The organism is Kutzneria sp. NPDC051319, from assembly GCF_040682195.1.
In the GTDB taxonomy this organism is placed as follows: Bacteria; Actinomycetota; Actinomycetes; order Mycobacteriales; family Pseudonocardiaceae; genus Kutzneria.
In genome coordinates, this window is the sequence record NZ_JBFBAM010000009.1 from 143,789 (window position 1) to 166,865 (window position 23,077).

The following is a 23,077-nucleotide window of genomic DNA, read 5'->3' on the forward strand; positions in this document are numbered from 1 at the left end:
GGCACACGCTTTTTTCGGACTCCGTCAGCCGATGGTGGTCGTCGTCAGCGTCGGGGCCGGGTTCGGGTAGCACACCGTGGGGGCGTCGATCGGGAAGCCGAACACCGACACGGTGGTGGTGAACTTCAGACCCGGGTCGGAAAGGCTGGTGCCGGCCAGGGTGGTGGTGATGGAGCCGGACTCGCCGGCGGTCAGGTTCAGCGTCAGCGCGGGCAGCTGGAACTGCGCGCCGCCGTTGATCGGGCCGGTCACCGAGGTGACGATGTTGTTGCCGACCTGGGCAACGGTCGCGCTGCCGATGCCGGAGCCGCCGGAAAGGCTGAACGAGTTCACCGTGGCGTTGGCGGGCACCGGCACGGACAGCGTCATGTTCTTCACCGACTTGACGGTGAACGAGCCGGCCGCCGTCGGCACGGTGTTGACGCCGGGGGCGAGCGTGATGGTCAGCGCGCCACCGGGCGCCACCGTCGCGGGCGCGGTGGAGTCGACGTTCTGCTGCAGGGTCAGGTTGGACGTCTGGCCGGCCGCCTTGCCCTGGCAGGTGTAGTTGACGGCCTGGGTGTCGGCCGATGCCACGCCGGCCAGCCCCAGGAGCGGCACGATCGCCAGGGCCGCGCCAACCAGCAGACGCGAGCTTGTCTTCGTCACGGGAGCCACCTCGATGTGGTTGCGGGGTCAACGTGAAACGTGTTCACGATCACAGCGTTACTCGCGAGTAACAGGCCGACAAGGTTTAACACTTCACAGCGAAACCCGTTGTCGCGAAAGGCAAGTCGCGGCCTACACGTTGGTGGCGGCGAACAATGCTCAGGCGGACCTTACGCCGACCGCGCCCAGAGCTGCCGCCGAGTAGCGGTGCAGCACCAGCTCGGCCACGTCGATGTCGGCGCCGAGGGGCTGAGCGATCGTCACGTCCGGCGCGGCCGACCGGGCCTGCGCGATGACCCGGTCGGGCAGTAGACCCGGTGCCAGGAACCAGGATCCGAGCGCGATGCGCTTGGCGCCGGCGGCCCGCAGCCGCGCGATGGCCGCCGGCACACCGGGATCAGCCGCCGCGGCGAAGGCGGCCGTCGCGCCGGCCCAGCCGGAGCCACGGGCCCAGCGTCGCGCGACCCGACGCACCAGGTCGTTGGCCGGTGCGTGCGAAGAACCGGCCGCGGCAAGGACAATGCCGACTTCCGGGTCGTCATGGCGCACGCCGGCGGCGGCCAAACGGCGCAGTGCGGCCGACTCCAACCGCGGATCCGGGCCGAGCACGTCCGCGATGCGGATGGACAGTCGCGGGTGCCGCGCGGCTGCCGGCACGTCAACCTTTGCGTGGTAAGCACTTCCGAGCAGCAGCGGCACCACGACCGCCTCCCGGTGGCCGTCCCAGGCCACCGCCGACAGCACGTCGGTCAATCGTGGCGCGGAAAGGTCCAGGAACGCCGCGCGCACGTCCAGGCCGGGCCGCAACGCCCGCACGACGTCCAGCAGCTCGTGCACGGTCGCGGCCGAACGGGGATCCCGGCTGCCATGAGCGACGGCGATCAGCGGTGTCATCGTCAGAAAGCTCCGCTCAGTCCACGCGCCCGCAGCACCGAGCGCTCCAGCGGACGGAACACCAGCAGCTCGATGCCGATGCCCACCAACAGGATCAGGAAGATCGCGGCGATCACGGTCGGCATGTCGCTCAGGTTGCGGCCGTCCTCCAGGAACGCGCCGAGCCCCTTGCCCAGCTGCGGCGACACGGCGATGATCTCGGCCGCCATCAGCGAACGCCAGGAGAACGCCCAGCCCTGCTTCAGACCGGCCAGATAACCGGGCAGCGCGGCCGGCAGCAGGATGTGTCGCGCCGAGGCCAGCCGGGACGCCCCCAGCACCGTGCCCACGCGCGGCAGGATGGGCGGGATCTGGTCGATACCGGCCACCAGGCCGTTGGCGATCGATGGCACGGATCCCATCAGCACCACGAAGTACACCGTCGTCGGCGTCACGCCGAACCACAGCACCGCGGCCGGCACCCAGGCCACCGACGGCAGGCTCTGCAGGCCGGACAGCAGCGGCCCGATCGCCGCCCGGATCACGCGCACCTTGGCCACGATCAGGCCCAGCGGCGTGCCGATCAGCACGCCGGCGGCGAAGCCGAGGACCGCACGGTGCACCGAGTTCCACAGGACGTCGAGGGCCTGCCCGTTCTGGAGGTTCTCGGCGATCACCGCCCACACCGCGGCCGGCGCGGGCAGCTGGTACTCCGGCCAGAACGCGGCGGCCCACAGGGCCTGCCACACCACGAGCAGCAGCACGACGGCGAGGACGGGCGGGGCCACCACGGCCACCGCCCGTCGCCACGTCCACCGTCGCCGCTCGGTCGGTGTGTCCAGCGCGTCCAGGCCCGCCTCGACCGCCGCGACCGACTCGTCGACGACGTCAGGCTGCGGCATGGCTGCTGATCACCTCGCGCAGGCTGGTGTTGATCTCCTCGGTGGTGGCGGCCTGGGCGGCCGGGTCCAGCCCGTCCACCGACCACTCCCGCACCACCCGGCCGGGCCGCGAGGACAGCAGCACGACCCGCTGCCCCAGCCGGACCGCCTCGCGCACGTCGTGGGTCACGAACAGCACCGCGGTGTTGGTGGAGCGCCACACGCGCAGCAGCTCGCCCTGGAGCACGTCGCGGGTGATCGCGTCCAGTGCGGAGAACGGCTCGTCCATCAGCAGCAGCGCCGGCGAGCCGTCCTGCGCACCCTGCACCGCCGAGGCCAGCGCGCGGGCCAGCGCGACCCGCTGCCGCATGCCGCCGGACAGTTCGTGCGGCCGCTTGTCGCCGAGGCCGGCCAGCCGCACCAGCTCCAGCAGCTCGCTGGCCCGCTCCCGGCGCTCAGAGCGCCGCACGCCGGCGAAGCGCAGCGCCAGCTCCACATTGCGGGCCGCGGTCAGCCACGGCATCAGCGCGGCCTCCTGGAACATCACCGCCGGGCGGGAGGTGCTCAGCGTGATGTCGCCGGCGGTCGGCCGGTCCAGGCCGGCCACCAGGTTGAGCAACGTCGTCTTGCCGCAGCCGGACGCGCCGAGCAGGCACACGAACTCGCCCGGCGCGACCGACAGGTCCACCCCCTCCAGCGCGGACACGGCCGACCGGCCGGCGCCGAAGCTCTTGTGCACACCGCTCAGTCGCACGGCTGTGGTCATCGCGGAGGTCTCCAGCGTCGCGGTCATGTCCTCGCCTGCCTTAAAGTCCGGTCCGGATCACTTCTGGTCGAGTCCACCGGCGTCGACCGCCGGCTTGCCCGCGGCCTGCAACACCTTGTTCAGCAGCGTGAAGTCCGCGAAACCCTTGACCTCCGGCGCGGTCTTGGCCACGCCCGCGGTCACCTGGTCCTTGGCCAGCTGCGGGAACTGCGCGGCGATCGGGTCCGTGGTCAGCGAGATCTGCCCCCACGAGTCGTCGATCACGTTCTGCGCCAACGCCTTGCCGGTCAGCTTCTTGAGCTGGGCGTTGACCGCGGCCTCGGCGTCGGCCTTGTTCGAGCCGGCCCAGTCGACCGCGTCCAGCTCGCCCTTGATCAGCGCCTCGACGGTGGCCGGGTGCTGCTGGAGGAACTCGGTGCGCACGATCAGCACCGTGGTCGGGAACTTGCCGTCCGGCCACTGCGAGCGCTCGTCGAGCAGCACCTTGGCGCCGCCCTCGATCACCAGCCGGGACGACCACGGGGCCGGCGCCCAGGCCGCGTCGATGCTGCCCTTCTTGAACAGGTCGAGCGTGGTGGCGTTGTCGGCGTTGGTCACCTTGACGTCGGTCGCCCCGTCGCCGGCCTTGAGGTTGTTGGCGGCCAACCACTTTTTCAGCGCGATGTCCTGCGTGTTGGCCAGCTGCGGGGTGGCGATCGTCTTGCCCTTGAGGTCGGCGGCGGAGTTGATGCCGGCGCGGACGACCAGCTGCGCGCCGCCGGAGGTGGCCCCGGCGACCAGCCGCACGCCCTTGCCCTCGGACTTGGCGAAGGCGTTGATGGCCGGCCCGGAGCCGATGAAGGCGGCGTCCAGCGACTTGCCCAGCAGCGCGCCCACCTCGTCCGGGCCGGCGTTGTACTGCTGCGTGGACAGCTTGGTCGCGCCCAGTTCCTTGGCGAAGAAACCCTTCTCCAGGCCGATCAGCGCGGCCGCGTGCGTGACGTTGGGGAAGTAGCCGAGGTGCACCTCGGTGGCCGGCCCCTGGTCGGCCGCGGCCGGGGCGGGCGCGTCGCTGCCGCCGGCCCGGGAGCAGGCCGACAGCAGCGCTAACGCGGAAACTCCGGCGGCAAGGAGGGCTCTACGCTTCACGGGGGTTCAGTCCTTTTCAGGGGCCGGGGGAGACGAGGTCCTGGGCGGCCGGGTCGGCCTCGGTGATGTCGGTCTGGTCCAGCTGGTTCAGCGGCGCGCCGACCAGTCCGGCGGCCAGCGTGCTGCCGTCGGCCGGGTCGATCACCAGGAACGCCCCGGTGCGGCGGCTGTCCGCGTAGTCGTCGATCGGCAACCGCTCCGCCGAGCGGATCAGCACCCGGCCGATGTCGTTGAGGGACAACGACTCCGGTTCGTCGACACTGGACAGGGTCTGCTCATCGAACCGCGTTCGCAACTGGGTGACCAAGGCCTGGACGGTGCGGGCTCCGTGCTTGACAAGCACCCGCGCACCGGCCCGCAGCGGCTTGTCGCCGAGCCAGCACACCGTCGCGTCGAACTCGTCGGACACCCGCGGCGGGGCCGCCGCGGCGGCGATCAGGTCGCCCCGGGTGATGTCGACATCGTCGGCCAGCAACAACGTCACCGACTCGCCGGAATCGGCCGACTGCTTCGGACCCTGCGGCGAGTCGATGCCGGTGACCGTGGTGGAGATGCCCGAGGGCAGCACCACGATCTGGTCGCCGACGCTGACCCGGCCGGCGGCGATCTGACCGGCGTAACCGCGGTAGTCCGGGAACTCGGGCGTGCGCGGGCGGATCACGTACTGCACCGGGAACCGGAACGGCGCGTCCTCGGCGTCCGCGTGCACCGGCACGGTCTCCAGATGCTCCAACAGGGTCGGCCCGTCGTACCAGGGCGTCTGGTCGGAGCGGTCCACCACGTTGTCGCCGACCAGCGCGGAGACCGGGATGGTCACCACGTTCGCCTCGGGATAGCCCAGTTCCGCCGCGTGCGCGGTGAACTCCTTGGCGATGCGGCGATAGGTGGGCTCGTCGTAGTCGACGAGGTCGATCTTGTTCACGGCCAGCACCAGCTGCGGCACGCCCAGCAGCGCCAACACGGCCGCGTGCCGGCGGGTTTGCTCCACCACGCCGTTGCGGGCGTCGACCAGCAGCACGCCCAGCTGCGCGGTGGACGCGCCGGTGACGGTGTTACGCGTGTACTGCACGTGCCCCGGGGTGTCGGCCAGCACGAAGGACCGCCTGGGCGTGGCGAAGTACCGGTACGCCACGTCGATGGTGATGCCCTGCTCCCGCTCCGAGCGCAGGCCGTCGACCAGCAGCGACAGGTCCGGAGTGGACAGTCCGCGGTCGGCGGAGGCCCGGTGCACGGCGTCCAACGTGTCCGCGAGCACCGACTTGGTGTCGTACAGCAGGCGACCGACCAGAGTGGACTTTCCGTCGTCCACACTGCCGGCCGTGGCCAACCTCAACAACTGGCTCATTTAGAAGTAGCCCTCCCGCTTGCGGTCCTCCATGGCTGCCTCGGACATGCGGTCGTCGGCGCGGGTGGCGCCGCGTTCGGTCAGCCGCGAGGCGGCGACCTCCGCGATGACCTCGGCAATGGTGGCGGCGGTGGACTCCACGGCCCCGGTGCAGGAGCCGTCGCCCACGGTGCGATAACGCACGGTCTTGCTCAGCAGCGTCTCCCCGTCCCGCGGGCCGCCCCACGGTCCCTCGGCGAGCCACATGCCGTCGCGCAGGTACACCTCGCGCTGGTGGGCGTAGTAGATCTGCGGGAGCTCGATGTTCTCGCGCTCGATGTAGTGCCAGACGTCCAGCTCGGTCCAGTTGGACAGCGGGAACACGCGCACGTGCTCGCCCGGGCGGTGCCGGCCGTTGTACAGGTTCCACAGCTCCGGGCGCTGCCGGCGCGGCTCCCACTGGCCGAAGGAGTTGCGCAGGCTGAAGATGCGCTCCTTGGCCCGGGCCCGCTCCTCGTCCCGGCGGCCGCCGCCGAACACCGCGTCGAACTTGTGCGCGGTGATGGAGTCCAGCAGCGGCACCGTCTGCAGCGGGTTGCGGGTGCCGTCCGGGCGCTCCTGGAGCCGGCCGTCGTCGATCCACTCCTGCACGTTCGCGACCTCGAGCCGCAGCCCGTGCCGGGCCACCACCTTGTCCCGGAACTCGATGACCTCCGGGAAGTTGTGGCCGGTGTCCACGTGCAGCAGCGCGAACGGCACCGGCGCCGGCCAGAACGCCTTGATCGCCAGGTGCAGCAGCAGCGTGGAGTCCTTGCCGCCGGAGAACAGGATCACCGGCCGGTCGAACTCGCCCGCGACCTCGCGGAAGATGTGGATCGCCTCGGACTCCAAGGCGTTCAGGTTGTCAGTGACAGCAAGGGTTTCAGCCATGCAGACCACACTCCGTCTTGCCCTGGCCGGCCCAGCGGCCGCTGCGCGCGTCCTGGCCCGGCAGCGGCTTGGCCGTGCACGGCGCGCAGCCGATGGACAGATATCCCTCGCTCACCAACGGGTTCTCCAGAATGCCGTGATCGGCGATGTAGGCGTTGAACTCGTCGTCGCTCCACGGCGCGATCGGGTTGACCTTGACCAGCCCGTTGCGGTCGTCCCACTGCACGATCGGCGTGGTGGCCCGGGTGGGCGCGTCGACCCGACGCACGCCGGTGACCCACGCGTCGTAGCGGGCCAGGGTCTTCTGCAGCGGCACCACCTTGCGCAGGAAGCAGCAGCGGTTCGGGTCGGTCTGGTTGAGCAGACCGAACTCCGCCTCCTGGTCGGCCACCGACTGCTCGGCCTGCGCGTTGACGATGGTCAGCTTCGGGTAGACGGTGGCCACCGCGTCCCGGGTGCCGATGGTCTCCGGGAAGTGGTAGCCGGTCTCCAGGAACAGCACGTCCACGTCCGGCTTCACCTGCGCCGCCAGGTCGATCAGCACCGCGTCCTGCATGTTGGACGCGACGATCCACGACTCGCCGAAGTGCTCCGCCGTCCAGGCCAACGCCTCGGCCGCGGTCGCGTCGGCCAGCTCGGCCGACGCCTTCTCGGCGAACTCCTTGAGATCCGTGCTCACTTGGTCACCACCAGTCCGACGAACTTCACGGTGAACACCCGGCAGCACGCGGCACAGCGCCATGCCGCGTGCGGTTCCTCCTCGGGACGCAGGTCCTCGTCCCCGCAGTACGGGCAGTACAGGGGAACGGCGCGCTCCGTCATCGGAGATCGGCCTCCTCGGCGCGGGTCGCCCACTGCGCGAACCGCTCGCCCTCGGTGCGCTGCTCGACGAAGCGGCGCACCACCCGCTCCACGTAGTCGTTCAGCTCGGCCGCGGAAACCTTGTGGCCACGCAGCTTCCGGCCGAAACCGGAGTCGAGGCCGAGGCCGCCGCCCAGGTGCACCTGGAAACCCTCGCCCTGGTTGCCGTCCGCGTCGGTGACGATCTGGCCCTTGAGGCCGATGTCCGCGGTCTGGACCCGGGCGCAGGAGTTGGGGCAGCCGTTGATGTGCACGCTCACCGGCACGTCCAGCTGCGAGTTCAGGTCGGCCAGCCGGTCCTCCAGCACCGTGATCAGATCGGCCGCGCGGCGCTTGGTCTCGACGATGGCCAGCTTGCAGAACTCGATGCCGGTGCAGGCCATCGTGGAGCGCCGCCACGGCGACGGGTTGACTTGCAGGCCCAGCTTGTCCAGGTCGGCGGTCAGCTGCTCGACATCGCTCTCGGCGACGTCCAGCACGACGACCTTCTGGTGCGGCGTCAGGCGGACCCGGCCGGAGCCGGCCCGCTCGGCCGCCTTGGCCAGCTCCACCAGCATGGAGCCCGACACCCGGCCGACGACCGGGGCCGCGCCCACGTAGCGCTTGCCGTCCTTCTGCTCGTGCACGCCGACGTGGTCGATGGGCAGGGCCGGGGCCTCCGGCGCGGGACCGTCGACCAGCGACCGCTTCAGGTACTCGGTCTCGAGGATCTCGCGGAAGCGCTCGGGGCCCCAGTCCGCGATGAGGAACTTGATACGGGCGCGGTGGCGCAGGCGGCGGTAGCCGTAGTCGCGGAAGACGCTGACCACGCCCTCCCACACGTCCGGCACCTCCTCCAGCGGCACCCAGGCGCCGAGGCGCTTGCCCAGCATCGGGTTCGTGGACAGGCCACCGCCGACCCACAGGTCGAAGCCGGGGCCGTGCTCGGGGTGCTCGACGCCGACGAAGGCGACGTCGTTGATCTCGTGCACGATGTCCTGCAGGCCCGAGATGGCCGTCTTGAACTTGCGCGGCAGGTTGGAGTACTTGGGGTCGCCGATGTAGCGGCGGTTGATCTCCTCGATGGCCCACGTGCCGTCGAGGACCTCCTCGGTGGAGATGCCCGCGACCGGGGAGCCCAGCACCACGCGCGGGCAGTCGCCGCACGCCTCCGTGGTGGACAGGCCGACGGCCTCCAGCTTCTGCCAGATGGCCGGCACGTCCTCGATGCGGATCCAGTGGTACTGGATGTTCTGCCGGTCCGTTATGTCCGCCGTGTCCCGGGCGTACAGCTCGCCGATCTCGCCGAGCACCCGCAGCTGCTCGGTGGTGAGGGCGCCGCCGTCGATGCGGACCCGCATCATGAAGTAGCGGTCGTCCAGCTCCTCCGGCTCCAGGGTGGCCGTGCGGCCGCCGTCGATGCCCTGCTTGCGCTGGGTGTACAGGCCGTACCAACGCATCCGGCCCCGCAGGTCGGCCGGGTCGATGGAGTCGAAGCCGGCGTGCGCGTAAATGTTCTCGATGCGGGCGCGAACGTTGAGCGGGTTGTCGTCCTTCTTGCTGCGCTCGTTCGGGTTGAGCGGCTCGCGGTAGCCAAGGGCCCACTGCCCCTCGCCCCGGCGGGCGTGACCGCGCTTCGGGGGTGCTGCTGGGGGGACCATGCTGGCGTCCTCCGGGGTTCAGGGCACGGAGCACGCTGAAACGAGGTCCCGGATGTGGTGGGGGACGCATCGCCGGCGTGTCCCGCGCCGGCGAGGGTCGAGCGAACGGCTACGGGTTACCTGACGGAAAGCCCGCACATCGCGCTGGAGACGCGCTGGAAGTCGACGTGGCGGCGGACCACGAGACGGAGTTCCAGCGCAGACATGTTTCCTAGCGTGCCACGCGTCCACGAAGTGGTCCACCGCCAACCGGATGGTGGGACGCGGTTCACGTAGGCCCTGGTGAAGTGCTATGCGGCGGTTCCCGACATATGACCGCGGGTGACGCGACGATCGCGCTGCGTCGTCGGGGAGACTGGGGGTGTGCCCTCAGCTCTGCCCGTAGCCGATCCCGCCCCCGCCGACGGCTCCCTGCCCTCATCCGCTCTGTCCGGATTGGGCACCCGCCCCTTCGGCGTCTACGTGCACGTGCCGTTCTGCGCCGTGCGCTGCGGCTACTGCGATTTCAACACCTACACGCCCGGGGAGCTCGGGTCCTCCGCCTCTCCCCAGAGCTGGCTCGACGGCCTGCGCCGCGAGCTCGACCTGGCCGCCTCCGTCCTCGGCTCCGCGCCTCCTGCGGACACCGTCTTCGTCGGTGGCGGCACCCCGTCCCTGCTCGGCGTCGACGGGTTGACCTCGGTTCTGGACGCCGTGCGGTCTTCCTTCGGCCTGGCCCCGGGCGCCGAGGTGACGACGGAGTCCAACCCCGAGTCCACCTCCGTCGAGTTCTTCGCCGGAATCCGTGACGCCGGTTACACCCGGGTGTCCCTGGGCATGCAGTCCGCCGCCCCGCACGTGTTGGCCGTCCTCGACCGCAAGCACACCGCCGGCCGCCCGGTCGCCGCCGCCCGCGAGGCCTTCGCCGCCGGCTTCTCGCACGTGAACCTCGACGTCATCTACGGCACGCCGGGGGAGCGCCCCGCCGACCTTCGGGCCTCCCTCGACGCCGTCCTGTCGGCCGGCGTCGACCACGTGTCCGCTTACGCCCTGATCGTCGAGGACGGCACCGCCCTGGCCCGGCGCGTCAAGCGCGGCGAGCTCCCCGCCCCCGACGACGACGTCCTCGCTTCGTATTACGAGACCATCGACGCAGCCCTCTCGGCCGCCGGTCTGCACTGGTACGAGGTCTCCAACTGGGCCTCCTCGCCGGAGGCCCAGTGCCGCCACAACATCATCTACTGGCAGGGCCACGACTGGTGGGGCGCCGGACCCGGCGCCCACAGCCATGTCGGCGGCGTCCGCTGGTGGAACGTCAAGCACCCCGCCAAGTACGCCGCCGAGCTCTCCGCCGGCCGCTCGCCCGCCGCCGGCCGTGAGACCCTGTCGGCCGAGGACCGCCGCGTCGAACGCGTCCTCCTGGAGCTCCGCCTCGCCACCGGCCTCCCCACCTCGGCCTTGGACCCCGCCGGCCTCGCCGCCGCCTCCGCTTGCGCCGCCGACGGCCTCCTCGACCCCTCCGCCCTCTCCTCCGGCCGCTGCATCCTCACCCCCCGCGGCCGACTACTCGCCGACGCCGTCGTCCACCGCCTCCTGCCGTGAGCGAGCCCTCCGCCAAGGGCCGATGACGCCACATGCGCTTCCTATGTGTCATCAAGGCGCAAGTGGGAAGCGCACGTGGCCTTGCGGGCTGGTGTCTCAAAGCGCGAGTGAGTTGCGGAGGGCCTGGTTCACCTGCAGCAGGGTGGCTTGGCGCAGCGCCCCCATGTCGCGCGTGACCTCGTCCCGATACACCGCCACGATGTCGTCGCACAGGATGCGCCCGGTCCACGGCGAGTCCGCGGCTGTCAGTTCGACGATCGTGTCCAGCGTGGGCTTCGGCGACGTGGTGAGCCGTACGGCGAGAAAGCTGTCCAGCACGTGGTTGCGCTGGTTGTTGGACACCGCGAGGTAGTACTTCTCGGGCAGGTCGCCGAGCTGCGCGCCGTACACGCGGCCACGGACGATACGGGAGACGCCGCCATGGGTCCGGGTCACTCCTCACCCCAGCTGGCGATCTGACGGTGCCGCGCGGCGCGGATCTCGGCTTTGTCCTCGGCGTCCTGCGAGGCCATCAGTTCGCGGTAGCCATCCTCACGCGCCCGTTCCCGCACGGCGTCGATGCCCACAACCAACAGTGCGTGCAGCAGTGCCGCCTTGGAGTCGCCGACCTCCTCGGACAGCTGTTCCAAGGCGCGCCGCTCCAGGCTCGAGCTCTGCAGTAGGCGTTCCAGGACGGCCAGGTCGTCCTCGGTGAGCGGAATGCTCTCCCGTCGTGCCGCAGTTGACATGGCATAAGTATGCCGCACATCCTGCTGCATATGGCGGTAGCACCACGGTTGGACTGCGAAGTCGGCAACAGGTGGGTCCTGAGTCCGGCGCGCTCCGTAAACTTGTCGTGAGCACCGATATCGACCGGCCGGGAGGTGACGCCGCGTGAATGCTGATGAGCGCCGCTTCGAGGTGTTGCGCGCGATCGTCGCGGACTACGTGTCCAACCAGGAGCCGGTGGGGTCGAAGGCGTTGGTCGACCGGCACAACCTGGGGGTGTCGAGCGCGACGGTGCGCAACGACATGGCGGCGCTGGAGGAGGACGGGTACATCACGCAGCCGCACACGAGTGCGGGCCGGGTGCCGACGGACAAGGGATATCGCCTGTTCGTGGACCGGATCAGCGACCTGAAGCCGCTGTCGCCGGCCGAGCGCCGGGCGATCCACAGCTTCCTCGAAGGCGCGGTGGACCTGGACGACGTGCTGCGGCGCAGCGTGCGGCTGCTGGCGCAGCTGACGCGGCAGGTGGCGGTGATCCAGTACCCGACGCTGACCCGGTCGACGGTGCGGCACGTCGAGGTGGTGCAGCTGACGCCGGCCCGGCTGATGCTGGTGCTGATCACCGACGCGGGCCGGGTGGACCAGCGCATGGTGGAGCTGGGCGACGTGATCGACGAGGACGGCACAGCCCAGGTCAGGGCCATGCTGAACTCGGCGATGTGCGGCCAGCGCCTGACCGACGCCTCGGCCCGGGTGGCGGAGCTGCCGGCGCAGGTGCCGGCGGAGCTGCGCAACGCGATGCTGAGGATCTCGACGGTCTTGGTCGAGACGCTGGTGGAACACCCGGAGGAGCGCCTGCTGCTGGGCGGCACGGCGAACCTGACGCGTAACGTGGCGGACTTCCCGGGCTCGCTGCGCCAGGTGCTGGAGGCGCTGGAGGAGCAGGTGGTGGTGCTGCGCCTGCTGGCCGCGGTGAGCGACCCGGCCACGGTGACGGTCCGCATCGGCGGCGAGAACGAGGCCGAGGACCTGCGGAGCACCTCCGTGGTCTCCATCGGCTATGGCGGTAAGGGAACATTGCTCGGGGGGATGGGCGTTGTCGGCCCGACGAGGATGGACTACCCGGGCACCATGGCCGCCGTCCACGCGGTGGCCAACTACGTGGGCGACATCCTGACCGGGCGCTAGCCCGACAGCTAACGGGCCGGACCCTCGCGGGATCCGGCAGGAGGACTGGAAACAAGGTGGCCAGGGATTATTACGGCACGCTCGGGGTCGGCCAGGACGCGACGCCCGAGGAGCTGAAGCGCGCGTACCGAAAGCTCGCCAGGGAGCTGCACCCGGACGTCAACCCGGACGAGCAGGCGCAGCAGCGCTTTCGTGAGGTCACGGCCGCCTATGAGGTGCTGTCCGACCCGCAGAAGCGGAAGATCGTCGACCTCGGCGGGGACCCGCTCGGCGGCGGCCCGGGCGGGGGCGGCGGGGCCGGCATGCGGGACCCGTTCGGCGGCGCGGGCTTCGGCCTCGGCGACATCATGGACGCCTTCTTCGGCGCGGCGACGGGCGGCGGCTCGGGCCGCGGACCGCGTAGCCGGGTGCAGCCGGGCTCGGATGCCCTGCTGCGCATGGAGCTCACGCTGGACGAGTGCCTCACGGGCGTCAGCCGCGAGATCACGGTCGACACCGCGGTGCTGTGCGACCACTGCCAGGGCAGTGGCTGCGCGCCCAACACGCAGCCGCAGACCTGCGACACGTGTCACGGCCGCGGCGAGATCCAGTCGGTGCAGCGCTCGTTCCTGGGTCAGGTCGTGACGGCGCGGCCGTGCCCGGTCTGCCGCGGCTACGGCGAGGTGATCCCGGACCCGTGCCAGCAGTGCTCGGGCGACGGTCGGGTCCGCGCGCGCCGCAGCATCACCGTGCAGATCCCGCCCGGTGTGGCCGACGGCATGCGGGTGCGCCTGGCCAGCCAGGGCGAGGTCGGCCCCGGCGGCGGCCCGGCCGGCGACCTGTACGTCGAGGTGGACGAGCTGCCGCACGAGACGTTCGAGCGTGAGGGCGCGAACCTGCACGGCACGCTGCGCATCCCGGTGACGACGGCGGCGCTGGGCGCGGTGCTCCAGCTCAAGACGCTGGACGGCACGGAGGAGCTGCGCATCGAGCCGGGCACGCAGCCCAACACGGAGCTGGTGCTGACCGGCCGTGGCATGCCGAAGCTGCGCTCCTCGGGCCGCGTCGACGGCCGCGGCGACATGTACGTGCACCTCCAGGTGGAGGTGCCAACGAAGCTGGACGCCAAGCAGGCGGAGCTGCTGCGTGAGCTGGCGGGGCTGCGGGGCGAGGAGGAGCCGGAGCTGTCGTCGACCAACGGTCGCGGCCACGGCCTGTTCTCGCGCCTGCGCAACTCGCGCCGGTGACGACGCTGCCCGTGTTCCTCGTCGACGGCCTGCCGACGGGCGACGCCGGTGTGCTGGACGGTCCGGAGGGCCACCACGCGGCGTCCGTGCGCCGGCTGCGCGTCGGCGAGGAGCTGGTGCTCGCCGACGGCCGCGGCGGTCGCGTGCGCTGTGGCATCGAGGCCGTGGAGAAGGACTCGCTGCGGCTGGCCGTGCTGGAGCGCACGCACATCGAGCAGCCGCAGCCGCGGGTGGTCGTGGCGCAGGCGCTGGTCAAGGGCGACCGCGGCGAGCTCGCGGTGGAGCTGGCCACGGAGGCCGGCGTCGACGCGATAGTGCCGTGGCGGGCGTCGCGCTGTGTCGCCCGATGGGATGAAGGTCCCCGCGGCGCGAAGGCGCTGGCCAAGTGGCGCAGCACGGCCCGCGAGGCGGCCAAGCAGTCCCGCCGGGCCTGGGTTCCGGAGGTCGCGGAACCGGTCACCACGGCCGAACTGGCCAAGCTGGTCGGCGCCGCGGCCAAGGCGATGGTGCTGCACGAGTCCGCCACCGGTCGGCTGGACGATCTACCGGCGCAGGGGGACCTGCTGCTGGTCGTCGGCCCGGAGGGCGGCATCAGCGACGAGGAGTTGGCCGCGCTGATCGATGCCGGCGCGATCGCGGTCCGGCTGGGGCCGTCGGTGTTGCGTGCTTCTACCGCAGCGGCGGTCGCTTTGGGAGCGATCGGCGCCTTGTCCACCCGATGGGGCTGACCAGAGCGATCAAGATGGGCCCGGCCCGATTCCGGTATGGCGCGAAGCCGTGAGCAGGGTCTACCCTTTGGCAACCAAGAATTTCCGACGTTCGACGAGAACGTTGGGACTACCCGCCGGACACCTCCCCCCTCGGTCCGGCGGCGGCCGTGCCGTAGCGGAGTGACCCCCAGGCTCCGCTGCGGCACGGTTTTTTTGTTGCCTCGTGTTTCTACGACTTCGACGAGCTGGGAAACAGCGTGTAGCTGAAGGACCAGAAGAAGTCGATGCCCAGCACGATGGTCCACAGCCCCATGCCGCCCAGCAGCTGGGCGCCACGCACCGGGTCGAAGCCGGTGAGCGCGTAGCCGCCGCCGAGCAGGGCGATCACCACGACCCACTCGCCGACCCGCCGGTAGAAGCCCGAGCGCTGCTGGCGGGCGTGTTCCCAGCCGCTGACCCGGGGCTTGGGCTCGCGGGCGAGCTTGCGTCGGACCCAGCCGTCCATCGTGTGCAGGTGGTGGCGGCCGGAGACGACCACGATGCCGATGATGATCGCCCCGAGCACGTGTGCGATGTCGGCGGTGCCGCCCTGGGCCAGGTCGATGGCGCCGGCGACGAGCACGACGACGTAGCCCAGCGGCGACAGCACCAGCAGCACCGCGCCGGCCTTGGGCATCTTCAGCAGGTAGCGGACGACCAGCCCGGCGAGCAGCAGGACGACAAAGCCCACCTCGGAGCCGATCACGAGTGTGAGCAGCACGGCGCCTCCTCTGATGTGTCACGACTGTATTAGTACAAGCGTATTTATATCACATGTGTTAAAACAGTGCAGTGCCCAAGGCTGTCGATCACGAGGCCCGTCGCCGCGAGCTCGCCGAAGCGGTGTGGCGGGTGATCAGCACCGACGGTGTGCACCGCGCGTCGGTGCGTGCCGTCGCCGCCGAGTCCGGCTGGTCCACCGGCTCGCTGCGGCACTACTTCCCGACCCAGGACTCGCTGTTGGCCTTCGCCATGGAGCTGCTGGCCGACAAGGCCCGGGCCCGGCTGCAGGCCATCGACGACCAGGACAACCGGACCGTGCTGCGCCGCATCGCGCAGGCCCTGCTGCCGCTGACCACCGAGCACCGCATCGAGGTCGAGGTGTGGCTGGCCCTGCTGGCCCGCGCCCAGGTCGACCCCGGCCTGCAACGGGCCGAGCGGGACAACCGGGAGGCGCTGCTGTCGGTGCTGTCCGGCGTGCTCTGGCGGGCCACCGCGCACGGCGAGCTGAGCGAGAGCCGCAACCCCGACCTGGAGGCCGTCCGCTACCTCGCGGTGATCGACGGCATGACCCTGGCCTGCGTGTTCTACGCGGAGCGAATCAGCCCCGAGGTCGCGCTGGCGGCGATCGACCGGCATCTGGACGACCTGCTCGGCGTGCCGTCTACCCTGCCGGCATGACCGCGGACTGCCTGTTCTGCAAGATCGTCGCCGGCGACATCCCGGCGACCGTCGTCCACGACGGGGAGCGCACCTTCGCGTTCCGCGACATCAATCCGCAGGCCAAGGTGCACGTGCTGGTCGTGCCCAAGCAGCACCACGAGGACGCCGCCGCGCTGGCCGCCGCCGACCCGCAGCTGCTGGCCGAGGTGCTCACCGCCGGGGCCGAGATCGCCAAGGCCGAGGGCATCGCCGACAGCGGCTACCGGTTCGTGTTCAACACGGGCGAGGACGCCGGCCGCACGGTCTTCCACGCCCACCTGCACGTGCTCGGCGGAGAACAATTGGGTCACTTCGGCCGGCTCTGAAGGGTCAACTTGAATGCGCGCTGTCGGTGCCCCCGACTAGCATCGGAACCGCCAACAGCAGTCACCGACACGGCGCGACCGCGCAGGAAGCAGGCCCGAGGCCAGGTGCCTTCAAGCGCACAGGGCGGAGCTGCCCGTTCCGGGGAGAACGCCTCAACACCCAAGAACGGTTCGTCGCCGGCGTCCATCGCCGAGACGGACGCCCAGTCCCGGTTCACCGTGCCCGACGAGGCGGTGCTGGCCCTGCTCGGCTCGCGCGACGAGAGTCTCCGGGCCGCGGAGGAGCTGCTCACCGCCGACGTGCACGTCCGCGGCAACGAGGTCACGCTGACCGGCCGACCGGCCGACGTGGCCTTCGCCGAGCGGGTGTTCGCCGAGCTGGTGACGCTGGCCCGCGGCGGCCAGCAGGTCGGCCCGGACGCGGTCCGCCGCACCGTCGCCATGCTGCAGGGCGGCGAGGCCGAGTCCCCGGCCGAGGTGCTCAGCCTGGACATCCTGTCCCGGCGCGGCAAGGTGATCCGGCCCAAGACGCTCAACCAGAAGCGCTACGTGGACGCGATCGACGCCAACACCATCGTGTTCGGCATCGGACCGGCCGGCACCGGCAAGACCTACCTGGCCATGGCCAAGGCCGTGCAGGCCCTGCAGGCCAAGCAGGTCAGCCGGATCATCCTGACCCGGCCCGCGGTCGAGGCGGGCGAGCGGCTGGGCTTCCTGCCGGGCACGCTGTTCGACAAGATCGACCCGTACCTGCGGCCGCTCTACGACGCGCTGCACGACATGGTCGACCCCGAGTCGATCCCGCGGCTGATGCAGTCCGGCACCATCGAGGTGGCGCCGCTGGCCTACATGCGTGGCCGGGCGCAACCGGTCTTCACCCCGGTGCTCACGCCCGACGGCTTCCGTGCCATCGGCGAGCTCCAGGTCGGTGACCTCGTGATCGGTTCGAACGGGGAACCAACGCCCGTGCTCGGCGTGTATCCGCAGGGCGAGAAGGAGATCTATCGGGTCACGGCCGGGGATGGAGCCTCGACGTTGTGCTGCGCCGACCACCTGTGGACGGTCAGGACGGCGTCGGACAAGCGTCGGGGCAAGCCGTGGCGGGTCCTCGAGACCAAGGAGATGATCGGCAACCTCCGCGCCGCGCATGCCCGTCGTTACGAGCTGCCAATGCTGACCGCGCCGGTTTGCCATCCCGAGCAGTCCGTGCCGATGGATCCGTACGCGTTGGGTCTGCTGCTCGGCGACGGATGTCTGACCGGTTCGACCACGCCGTCCTTCGCCACTGACGACGAAGAACTCGCGATCGCGCTGGAAGCCGCGCTACCGGGCGTGCGCGTTCGACACCGGGGCGGGGTGGACTACACCCTCAACCGCGTGCGCCAGCCGGGCGAAGTGATCACTTTGGAGAACCCGGTCACTGGGGCGCTTCGCGAGTTGGCGTTGCTCGGCGCCCGCTCCAACTCCACGTTCATTCCCGACGTCTACCTGCGGAACGCCGCCGAGGTCCGCCTCGCGGTCCTGCAGGGGCTGCTGGACTCGGACGGTGGCCCGGTCACCCAACGCGATCGAACCTGCCGGATCCATTACACGACGACGTCGCCCACGTTGAAGGACGACGTCATCGGCCTGGTCCGTTCGCTCGGTGGGGTCGCGTACGTCCGCTGCCGGCCCGCTGCGGGACGCCGGCCTGGGCTGGCGAAGGGCCGGCTGGTCGGCCATCGCCATGACACGTACGTCGTCGACATCCGCCTTCCCGCCGGTGTCGAGCCGTTCCGGCTGGCCCGTAAGCGTCAGAAGTACGCCGACAACAATGGCGGCGGCCGTCCGATGCGGTTCATCGACAGCATCGAACCGGCCGGGCGGACCGAGGCGGTCTGCATCCAGGTGGCGGCGGCCGACTCGCTGTACGTCACCGAGGACTACCTGCTCACGCACAACACCCTCAACGAGGCCTTCGTGGTGCTGGACGAGGCGCAGAACACCACGCCCGAGCAGATGAAGATGTTCCTGACCCGGCTCGGCTTCGGCTCCAAGATCGTGGTCACCGGCGACGTCACCCAGGTCGACCTGCCCGGCGGCCAGCGCAGCGGCCTGCGGGTCGTGCAGGAGATCCTGGCCGGTGTGCCGGACATCCACTTCTCGGTGCTGACCAGCCAGGACGTGGTGCGCCACCGCCTGGTCGGCGACATCGTGGACGCCTACGACAAGTGGCAGCACGTCCAGGACGCCGGACCCGGTGTCAGGGCCGAACAGGGTGGCCGGGGACGATAGGGCCCGTGAGTATCGAGATCGCGAACGAGGCCGGCGTCGGCGTCGACGAGGCCAGCATCGTCGCCGTCGCCCGCTTCGCGCTGGACCGGATGGGCGTCAGCCCCCTTGCTGAGCTCTCCGTGCTGCTCGTGGATCTGGACGTGATGTCCGACCTGCACGAGCGCTGGATGGACCTGCCCGGTCCGACCGACGTGATGGCCTTCCCGATGGACGAGCTGGACTCGGCCCGCCGCCCCGACGCGGCGGGCGTGGGCCCGGCGCTGCTCGGCGACATCGTGCTGTGCCCGGCCTTCGCCAAGGACCAGGCCCGCAAGGCCGGCCACGCCCTGCTGGACGAGCTGCACCTGCTCACCGTGCACGGCGTGCTGCACCTGCTGGGCTACGACCACGCGGAGCCGGCCGAGGAGCGGGAGATGTTCACACTCCAGAACCGCATCCTGGCCGACTACCGGGAGGCCAAGGAGTCGGCCACCCGGGCCGCCGCGCAGCGCAGCAACGACGACCGCGTGCTGGGCGCCGTCGGCCTGGCCGAGGAAGACGAGAAGCCCGCGCCGGACACCGACGCCGGCTGATGGGCGACGGTCTGGTCAGCTCCGAGGCCGTCCCGATGCTGTTGTGCGCGATCGCGCTCGTGCTGCTGGCCGGCGCGTTCGGCGGCGCCGACGCGGCGCTGGGCACGGTGTCCCAGGCGCGGGTCGAGGAGCTGGTGCGGCAGCGCCGCGCCGGCGCCCGGCAGCTCCAGCTGCTGATCGAGGACCGGCCCCGGCACGTCAACCTGCTGTTGCTGCTCCGGCTCGGCTGCGAGTTGTCGGCCACCGTGCTGATCACGGCGTTCTGCTTGCAGGCCATCGCGACCGGCTGGGTGGCGCTGCTGGTGGCCGGCGTGGCGATGGTCGTCGTCTCGTACGTGTTGATCGGCGTCGGGCCGCGCACCATCGGCCGCCAGCATCCGTACGGTGTGATGCTGCTGGCCGCCGGGCCGGTGCGGGTGCTGGGCCGGGTGCTCGGGCCGCTGAGCCGGCTGCTGATCCTGGTGGGTAACGCCATCACACCCGGTCGCGGCTTCCGCGAAGGCCCGTTCTCCACCGAGGTCGAGCTGCGTGAGCTGGTCGACCTGGCCGGCGAGCGCGGTGTGGTGGACGAGGACGAGCGGGAGATGATCCACTCCGTCTTCGAGCTGGGCGACACCATCGCCCGCGAGGTGATGGTGCCGCGCACCGAGATCATCTGGATCGAGCTGACCAAGTCGGTCCGGCAGGCGCTGGCGCTGTCCCTGCGCACCGGCTACAGCCGCATCCCGGTGATCGGCGAGAGCGTCGACGACGTGCTCGGCGTGGTCAACATCAAGGACCTGGCCCGGGCCTCGGTCGAGGGCGGCGCGCAGCAGCCCATCGACCAGTCGGTCAAGGACCTGATGCGCCCGGCCAGCTTCGTGCCCGACACCAAGCGGCTCGACGACCTGCTGCGGCAGATGCAGGTCTCGCACAACCACATGGCCATCGCCGTCGACGAGTACGGCGGCACCGCGGGCCTGCTGACCATCGAGGACATCCTGGAGGAGATCGTCGGCGAGATCACCGACGAGTACGACCAGGACGAGCAGCCGCCGGTGGAGCAGCTCGACGAGGACAGCTACCGGGTCAGCGCCCGGCTGCCGGTCGAGGACCTGGCCGAGCTGTTCGACGTGGAGCTGGACGACTCGGACGTGGACACCGTCGGCGGGCTGCTGGCCCAGCGGCTGGGCCGGGTGCCGCTGCCCGGCGCCGAGGCCGAGATCGAGGGCCTGCGGCTGCGGGCCGAGGGCGGCAAGGACAACAGAGGCCGGGTGCGCATCACGACTGTGGTGGTGCGGCGCGGCGAACGTGAGAGGAACGGCGACCGTGCCTGAGCTGGACCCCGAGGACGCCAAGATCGTGACCCTGGCCCGGTCGGCCCGCGCCCGCACCGGCGCCGCCGAGGGCGCCGCGGTCCGTGACACCGGCGGCCGCACCTACGCAGCCTGCACGGTGGCCCTCCCGTCGCTTCGTCTGACCGCGCTGCAGGCCGCTGTCGCCGCCGCTGTCGCCAGCGGCGCTCTCGGCCTGGAGGCCGCCGCCGTCGTCACCGAGGCCGGCAAGGTCGACGACGAGTCGCTGGCGGCCGTCCGCGACCTCACCGCGTCGGCGTACGTCCTGGTGGCCGACCCCAGCGGCGCCGTCGTCTAGGCGCGGGGCTCTCTGCACATCGCTTTCCCACGGGCAGCGGTGCCCCCACTGAGCGCGTCCGGGGCAACCAGCGAGAATGGGACGATGACCAGCGACAGCACCCCTGCCGGGCACCGTTCCGGTTTCGCCTGCTTCGTCGGACGGCCCAACGCCGGCAAGTCGACGCTGACCAACGCGCTGGTCGGGGCCAAGGTGGCGATCACGTCCAGCAAGCCGCAGACCACGCGGCACACCATCCGCGGCGTGGTGCACCGCCCGGACGCGCAGCTGATCATCGTGGACACGCCCGGCCTGCACCGCCCCCGCACGCTGCTCGGCCAGCGGCTCAACGACCTGGTCATGGAGACCTGGTCGGAGGTGGACGTGGTCGGCCTGTGCGTGCCGGCCGACCAGAAGGTGGGCCCGGGCGACAAGTTCATCGCCACGGAGCTGGCCAAGATCGGCAAGCGCACGCCGGTGATCGGCATCGTCACCAAGACCGACCTGGTGCCCCAGCAGCAGGTAGCCGAGCAGCTGCTGGCGCTGCAGAAGGTGATGGACTTCGCCGAGCTCATCCCGGTCTCGGCCCAGGACGGCTTCCAGACCGACACGCTGGCCGACCTGCTGGTGGCCCGGCTGCCCGAGGGACCGCGGCTGTACCCGGACGGCGAGCTGACCGACGAGCCGGAGGCCACCCTGGTCGCCGAGCTGATCCGGGAGGCCGCGCTGGAGGGTGTGCGCGACGAGCTGCCGCACTCCATCGCCGTCGTGGTCGAGGAGATGCGCCCGCGCGAGGGCCGCGACGACCTGATCGACGTGCACGCCAACCTGTTCGTGGAGCGCACCAGCCAGAAGGCGATCATCCTCGGCTACAAGGGCGAGCGCCTCAAGCAGGTCGGCACCACCGCCCGCCGCCAGATCGAGCGCCTGCTCGGCTCGCGGATCTATCTCGATCTGCACGTGAAGATCGCCAAGGACTGGCAGCGGGATCCCAAACAGCTCCGCCGTCTGGGCTTCTAGGCTGCCCCAAGGGGCGGAACGACGCGGCTCGATAAAGAACTGGCCGCGAGTTGCGTGAAATGCCCGGGGTCCACCCGTAACGCGCCCTATAGTTCGTGCGCTTTGGCAGGTAAACCCCAGTCCAGGAGTATGTAGTGACCACACCGCCCCCCGGCTTCGACCCGAACCAGGGCCAGCAGCCGCAGTACGGACAGCAGCCCTACGGGCAGCAGCCGCAGACTCCGCCGCCTGGTTTCAACCAGCCGGGATACGGGGCTCAGCCGCAGCAGCCGTACGACCCGAACCAGCAGCAGTACGGCCAGCAGTCGCCGCCCTACGGCACGCCGCAGCAGCCCTACGGGCAGCAGCCGGCCTACGGCCAGCAGCCCTACGGCGGCCAGCCCCTGCAGTACCAGGCTGGTGGGATCTACGTCCAGATCCCGGGCGTGGGCACTGTGCCTCTCGCGTCGATGGGCAGCCGCTTCCTGGCCCGCCTGATCGACAACTTCGTCGTCGGCATCCCGTTCGCCATCATCATGTTCTTCATCATCAGCGCCGCGGCGACCGGAGCGGCAGCAAGTATCCAGAGCCAGTACCACTACGACGCGACCACCGGGCAGTACGTCGGAGACCCCAACGCGGCCGCGGCCGCCGGCCTGGGCTTCTTCACCATCGCATTCCTGTCCCCGGTGATCCTGGTCGTGCTCCAGTGCATCTACGAGGCGATCATGCTCGGCATGAAGGGCGCCACGCTGGGCAAGATGGCGATGGGTGTGCGCGTGGTCCGCGAGGACAACGGCCAGATTCCCGGCATTGGCAAGGGCTTCGGCCGGGTCGGCACGATGTTCGGTCCGTGGATTGTGCCGTGCCTTGGCTACATCTGGATCCTGCTGTGCTACCTCTCGCCGCTGTTCGACAACCAGCGCCGTCAGGGCTGGCACGACAAGGTGGTCAAGACGCTGGTCGTCAGCGCCAAGTGACGACCCTCGTCCGACTGCGGGTCACCCCGGCCGTCGTCGCCGTGACGGCGGCGGCCGGGGCCCTGCTCGGCACCGGGATCGTCAGCATCCCGTGCTGGTTCCATGCGATGACCGGCGCCGACTGCCCCTTCTGCGGGGGCAGTCGAGCGCTGGGCGCGCTGCTGCACGGCGACGTGGCGGGCGCGCTGCGCTTCAACGCCTTCGCCGTCCTCGTTCTGCTGCCGGCCGCCGTGGCCGCGCTGGTCCTGCTCGGGCGCACGGAGCTGGGCCTGCGGATTCCGTGCTGGGCGGTTCGCCGCAACGCGCTGGTCGCGTTGGGCATCGCCACCGTCGCGTGGTGGCTGGTCCGCGACGTCGCGTTCCCCGGGCTCCAGGTCTGAGATAATCGAC

Annotated in this window: 26 protein-coding genes and 3 pseudogenes; 15 read left to right on the top strand and 14 right to left on the bottom strand. The window is 70.7% G+C overall.

What is annotated here, in order from left to right; translation table 11 throughout:
- Positions 1-24: 24 nt before the first annotated feature.
- The 11 genes from AB0M73_RS11735 to AB0M73_RS11785 form a co-directional block, all read right to left on the bottom strand.
- The gene (locus tag AB0M73_RS11735; RefSeq protein ID WP_043729620.1) at positions 25-648 is read right to left on the bottom strand and encodes a hypothetical protein; all 624 of its coding nucleotides are present in this window, start codon (positions 646-648) and stop codon (positions 25-27) included.
- Between the two features lie 159 nt (positions 649-807).
- Positions 808-1,542: a sirohydrochlorin chelatase gene (locus AB0M73_RS11740; RefSeq protein WP_043717908.1), complete on the bottom strand. Its 735-nt coding sequence runs from the start codon at positions 1,540-1,542 to the stop codon at positions 808-810.
- Between the two features lie 2 nt (positions 1,543-1,544).
- Positions 1,545-2,423: an ABC transporter permease gene (locus AB0M73_RS11745; RefSeq protein ID WP_363890052.1), complete on the bottom strand. Its 879-nt coding sequence runs from the start codon at positions 2,421-2,423 to the stop codon at positions 1,545-1,547.
- Positions 2,410-3,195 (bottom strand): ABC transporter ATP-binding protein, encoded by a 786-nt coding sequence (locus tag AB0M73_RS11750; RefSeq protein ID WP_363890055.1) that lies wholly within the window; start codon positions 3,193-3,195, stop codon positions 2,410-2,412. The genes AB0M73_RS11745 and AB0M73_RS11750 overlap by 14 nt, the downstream gene beginning before the upstream one ends.
- Before the next feature lie 30 nt (positions 3,196-3,225).
- Complete coding sequence (locus AB0M73_RS11755) at positions 3,226-4,296, bottom strand: ABC transporter substrate-binding protein (RefSeq protein ID WP_363890057.1); 1,071 nt, start codon at positions 4,294-4,296, stop codon at positions 3,226-3,228.
- A gap of 16 nt (positions 4,297-4,312) precedes the next feature.
- A complete protein-coding gene (locus tag AB0M73_RS11760) occupies positions 4,313-5,641 on the bottom strand; it encodes a GTP-binding protein (RefSeq protein WP_363890059.1) in 1,329 nt (442 codons plus the stop codon).
- Positions 5,642-6,550: a sulfate adenylyltransferase subunit CysD gene (gene cysD / locus AB0M73_RS11765; protein ID WP_363890061.1), complete on the bottom strand. Its 909-nt coding sequence runs from the start codon at positions 6,548-6,550 to the stop codon at positions 5,642-5,644.
- Positions 6,543-7,229 carry a phosphoadenylyl-sulfate reductase gene (locus AB0M73_RS11770; protein WP_363890063.1) on the bottom strand — a complete coding sequence of 229 codons (687 nt, stop codon included), beginning with the start codon at positions 7,227-7,229 and terminating at the stop codon, positions 6,543-6,545. Before AB0M73_RS11770 ends, cysD begins: the two co-directional genes overlap by 8 nt.
- Positions 7,226-7,372 (bottom strand): Insertion element protein, encoded by a 147-nt coding sequence (locus AB0M73_RS11775; RefSeq protein WP_198047198.1) that lies wholly within the window; start codon positions 7,370-7,372, stop codon positions 7,226-7,228. The genes AB0M73_RS11770 and AB0M73_RS11775 overlap by 4 nt, the downstream gene beginning before the upstream one ends.
- Entirely contained in the window at positions 7,369-9,051 is a 1,683-nt protein-coding gene (locus AB0M73_RS11780) for a nitrite/sulfite reductase (protein WP_363890066.1), read from the bottom strand. Before AB0M73_RS11780 ends, AB0M73_RS11775 begins: the two co-directional genes overlap by 4 nt.
- Positions 9,052-9,167: 116 nt before the next feature.
- On the bottom strand, positions 9,168-9,257 hold the full coding sequence (locus AB0M73_RS11785; RefSeq protein WP_312890013.1) for a putative leader peptide: 90 nt from the start codon (positions 9,255-9,257) through the stop codon (positions 9,168-9,170).
- Positions 9,258-9,414: 157 nt separating this feature from the next.
- On the opposite strand from AB0M73_RS11785, the gene hemW reads away from it, so the two are divergent.
- On the top strand, positions 9,415-10,632 hold the full coding sequence (gene hemW, locus AB0M73_RS11790) for a radical SAM family heme chaperone HemW (protein ID WP_363890068.1): 1,218 nt from the start codon (positions 9,415-9,417) through the stop codon (positions 10,630-10,632).
- Positions 10,633-10,728: 96 nt separating this feature from the next.
- Here the strand turns inward: hemW and AB0M73_RS11795 are convergent, their stop codons facing one another.
- Together AB0M73_RS11795 and AB0M73_RS11800 are read right to left on the bottom strand one after the other, a co-directional pair.
- Entirely contained in the window at positions 10,729-11,067 is a 339-nt protein-coding gene (locus AB0M73_RS11795; protein ID WP_363890071.1) for a type II toxin-antitoxin system PemK/MazF family toxin, read from the bottom strand.
- Positions 11,064-11,360 (bottom strand): hypothetical protein, encoded by a 297-nt coding sequence (locus AB0M73_RS11800; protein ID WP_363890072.1) that lies wholly within the window; start codon positions 11,358-11,360, stop codon positions 11,064-11,066. Before AB0M73_RS11800 ends, AB0M73_RS11795 begins: the two co-directional genes overlap by 4 nt.
- A 145-nt stretch (positions 11,361-11,505) precedes the next feature.
- Between AB0M73_RS11800 and hrcA the strand changes: the two genes are divergently transcribed.
- Genes hrcA through AB0M73_RS11815 form a run of 3 tightly spaced genes read left to right on the top strand, consistent with a single transcriptional unit; the run spans position 11,506 to position 14,482 of the window.
- On the top strand, positions 11,506-12,528 hold the full coding sequence (hrcA, locus tag AB0M73_RS11805) for a heat-inducible transcriptional repressor HrcA (RefSeq protein ID WP_363890075.1): 1,023 nt from the start codon (positions 11,506-11,508) through the stop codon (positions 12,526-12,528).
- Positions 12,529-12,584: 56 nt separating this feature from the next.
- On the top strand, positions 12,585-13,754 hold the full coding sequence (dnaJ, locus tag AB0M73_RS11810) for a molecular chaperone DnaJ (RefSeq protein ID WP_363890078.1): 1,170 nt from the start codon (positions 12,585-12,587) through the stop codon (positions 13,752-13,754).
- Positions 13,751-14,482: a 16S rRNA (uracil(1498)-N(3))-methyltransferase gene (locus tag AB0M73_RS11815; protein WP_363890079.1), complete on the top strand. Its 732-nt coding sequence runs from the start codon at positions 13,751-13,753 to the stop codon at positions 14,480-14,482. The genes dnaJ and AB0M73_RS11815 overlap by 4 nt, the downstream gene beginning before the upstream one ends.
- Before the next feature lie 211 nt (positions 14,483-14,693).
- Here the strand turns inward: AB0M73_RS11815 and AB0M73_RS11820 are convergent, their stop codons facing one another.
- Positions 14,694-15,224 (bottom strand): hypothetical protein, encoded by a 531-nt coding sequence (locus AB0M73_RS11820; protein WP_363890080.1) that lies wholly within the window; start codon positions 15,222-15,224, stop codon positions 14,694-14,696.
- Positions 15,225-15,295: 71 nt separating this feature from the next.
- On the opposite strand from AB0M73_RS11820, the gene AB0M73_RS11825 reads away from it, so the two are divergent.
- The 11 genes and pseudogenes from AB0M73_RS11825 (at position 15,296) to AB0M73_RS11875 (ending at position 23,067) form a co-directional block, all read left to right on the top strand.
- The gene (locus AB0M73_RS11825) at positions 15,296-15,904 is read left to right on the top strand and encodes a TetR/AcrR family transcriptional regulator (protein WP_363890083.1); all 609 of its coding nucleotides are present in this window, start codon (positions 15,296-15,298) and stop codon (positions 15,902-15,904) included.
- Positions 15,901-16,251: a histidine triad nucleotide-binding protein gene (locus AB0M73_RS11830; RefSeq protein WP_363890084.1), complete on the top strand. Its 351-nt coding sequence runs from the start codon at positions 15,901-15,903 to the stop codon at positions 16,249-16,251. Before AB0M73_RS11825 ends, AB0M73_RS11830 begins: the two co-directional genes overlap by 4 nt.
- 186 nt (positions 16,252-16,437) lie before the next feature.
- Positions 16,438-17,112 (top strand): annotated as a pseudogene (locus AB0M73_RS11835) (PhoH family protein); the annotation flags it as partial.
- 351 nt (positions 17,113-17,463) lie between these two features.
- A pseudogene (locus tag AB0M73_RS11840) lies at positions 17,464-17,925 on the top strand (LAGLIDADG family homing endonuclease); the annotation flags it as partial.
- Positions 17,926-18,192: 267 nt separating this feature from the next.
- A pseudogene (locus AB0M73_RS11845) lies at positions 18,193-18,525 on the top strand (PhoH family protein); the annotation flags it as partial.
- A gap of 5 nt (positions 18,526-18,530) precedes the next feature.
- Complete coding sequence (gene ybeY / locus AB0M73_RS11850) at positions 18,531-19,097, top strand: rRNA maturation RNase YbeY (protein WP_363890087.1); 567 nt, start codon at positions 18,531-18,533, stop codon at positions 19,095-19,097.
- On the top strand, positions 19,097-20,413 hold the full coding sequence (locus AB0M73_RS11855) for a hemolysin family protein (protein ID WP_363890090.1): 1,317 nt from the start codon (positions 19,097-19,099) through the stop codon (positions 20,411-20,413). Before ybeY ends, AB0M73_RS11855 begins: the two co-directional genes overlap by 1 nt.
- The gene (locus AB0M73_RS11860) at positions 20,406-20,729 is read left to right on the top strand and encodes a cytidine deaminase (protein ID WP_363890092.1); all 324 of its coding nucleotides are present in this window, start codon (positions 20,406-20,408) and stop codon (positions 20,727-20,729) included. Before AB0M73_RS11855 ends, AB0M73_RS11860 begins: the two co-directional genes overlap by 8 nt.
- Before the next feature lie 84 nt (positions 20,730-20,813).
- On the top strand, positions 20,814-21,728 hold the full coding sequence (gene era / locus AB0M73_RS11865) for a GTPase Era (protein WP_363890094.1): 915 nt from the start codon (positions 20,814-20,816) through the stop codon (positions 21,726-21,728).
- Positions 21,729-21,862: 134 nt separating this feature from the next.
- Positions 21,863-22,687: an RDD family protein gene (locus tag AB0M73_RS11870; RefSeq protein WP_363890097.1), complete on the top strand. Its 825-nt coding sequence runs from the start codon at positions 21,863-21,865 to the stop codon at positions 22,685-22,687.
- Positions 22,684-23,067, top strand: coding sequence for a DUF2752 domain-containing protein (locus tag AB0M73_RS11875; RefSeq protein WP_363890098.1), 384 nt, complete (start codon positions 22,684-22,686; stop codon positions 23,065-23,067). Before AB0M73_RS11870 ends, AB0M73_RS11875 begins: the two co-directional genes overlap by 4 nt.
- Positions 23,068-23,077 lie beyond the last annotated feature (10 nt).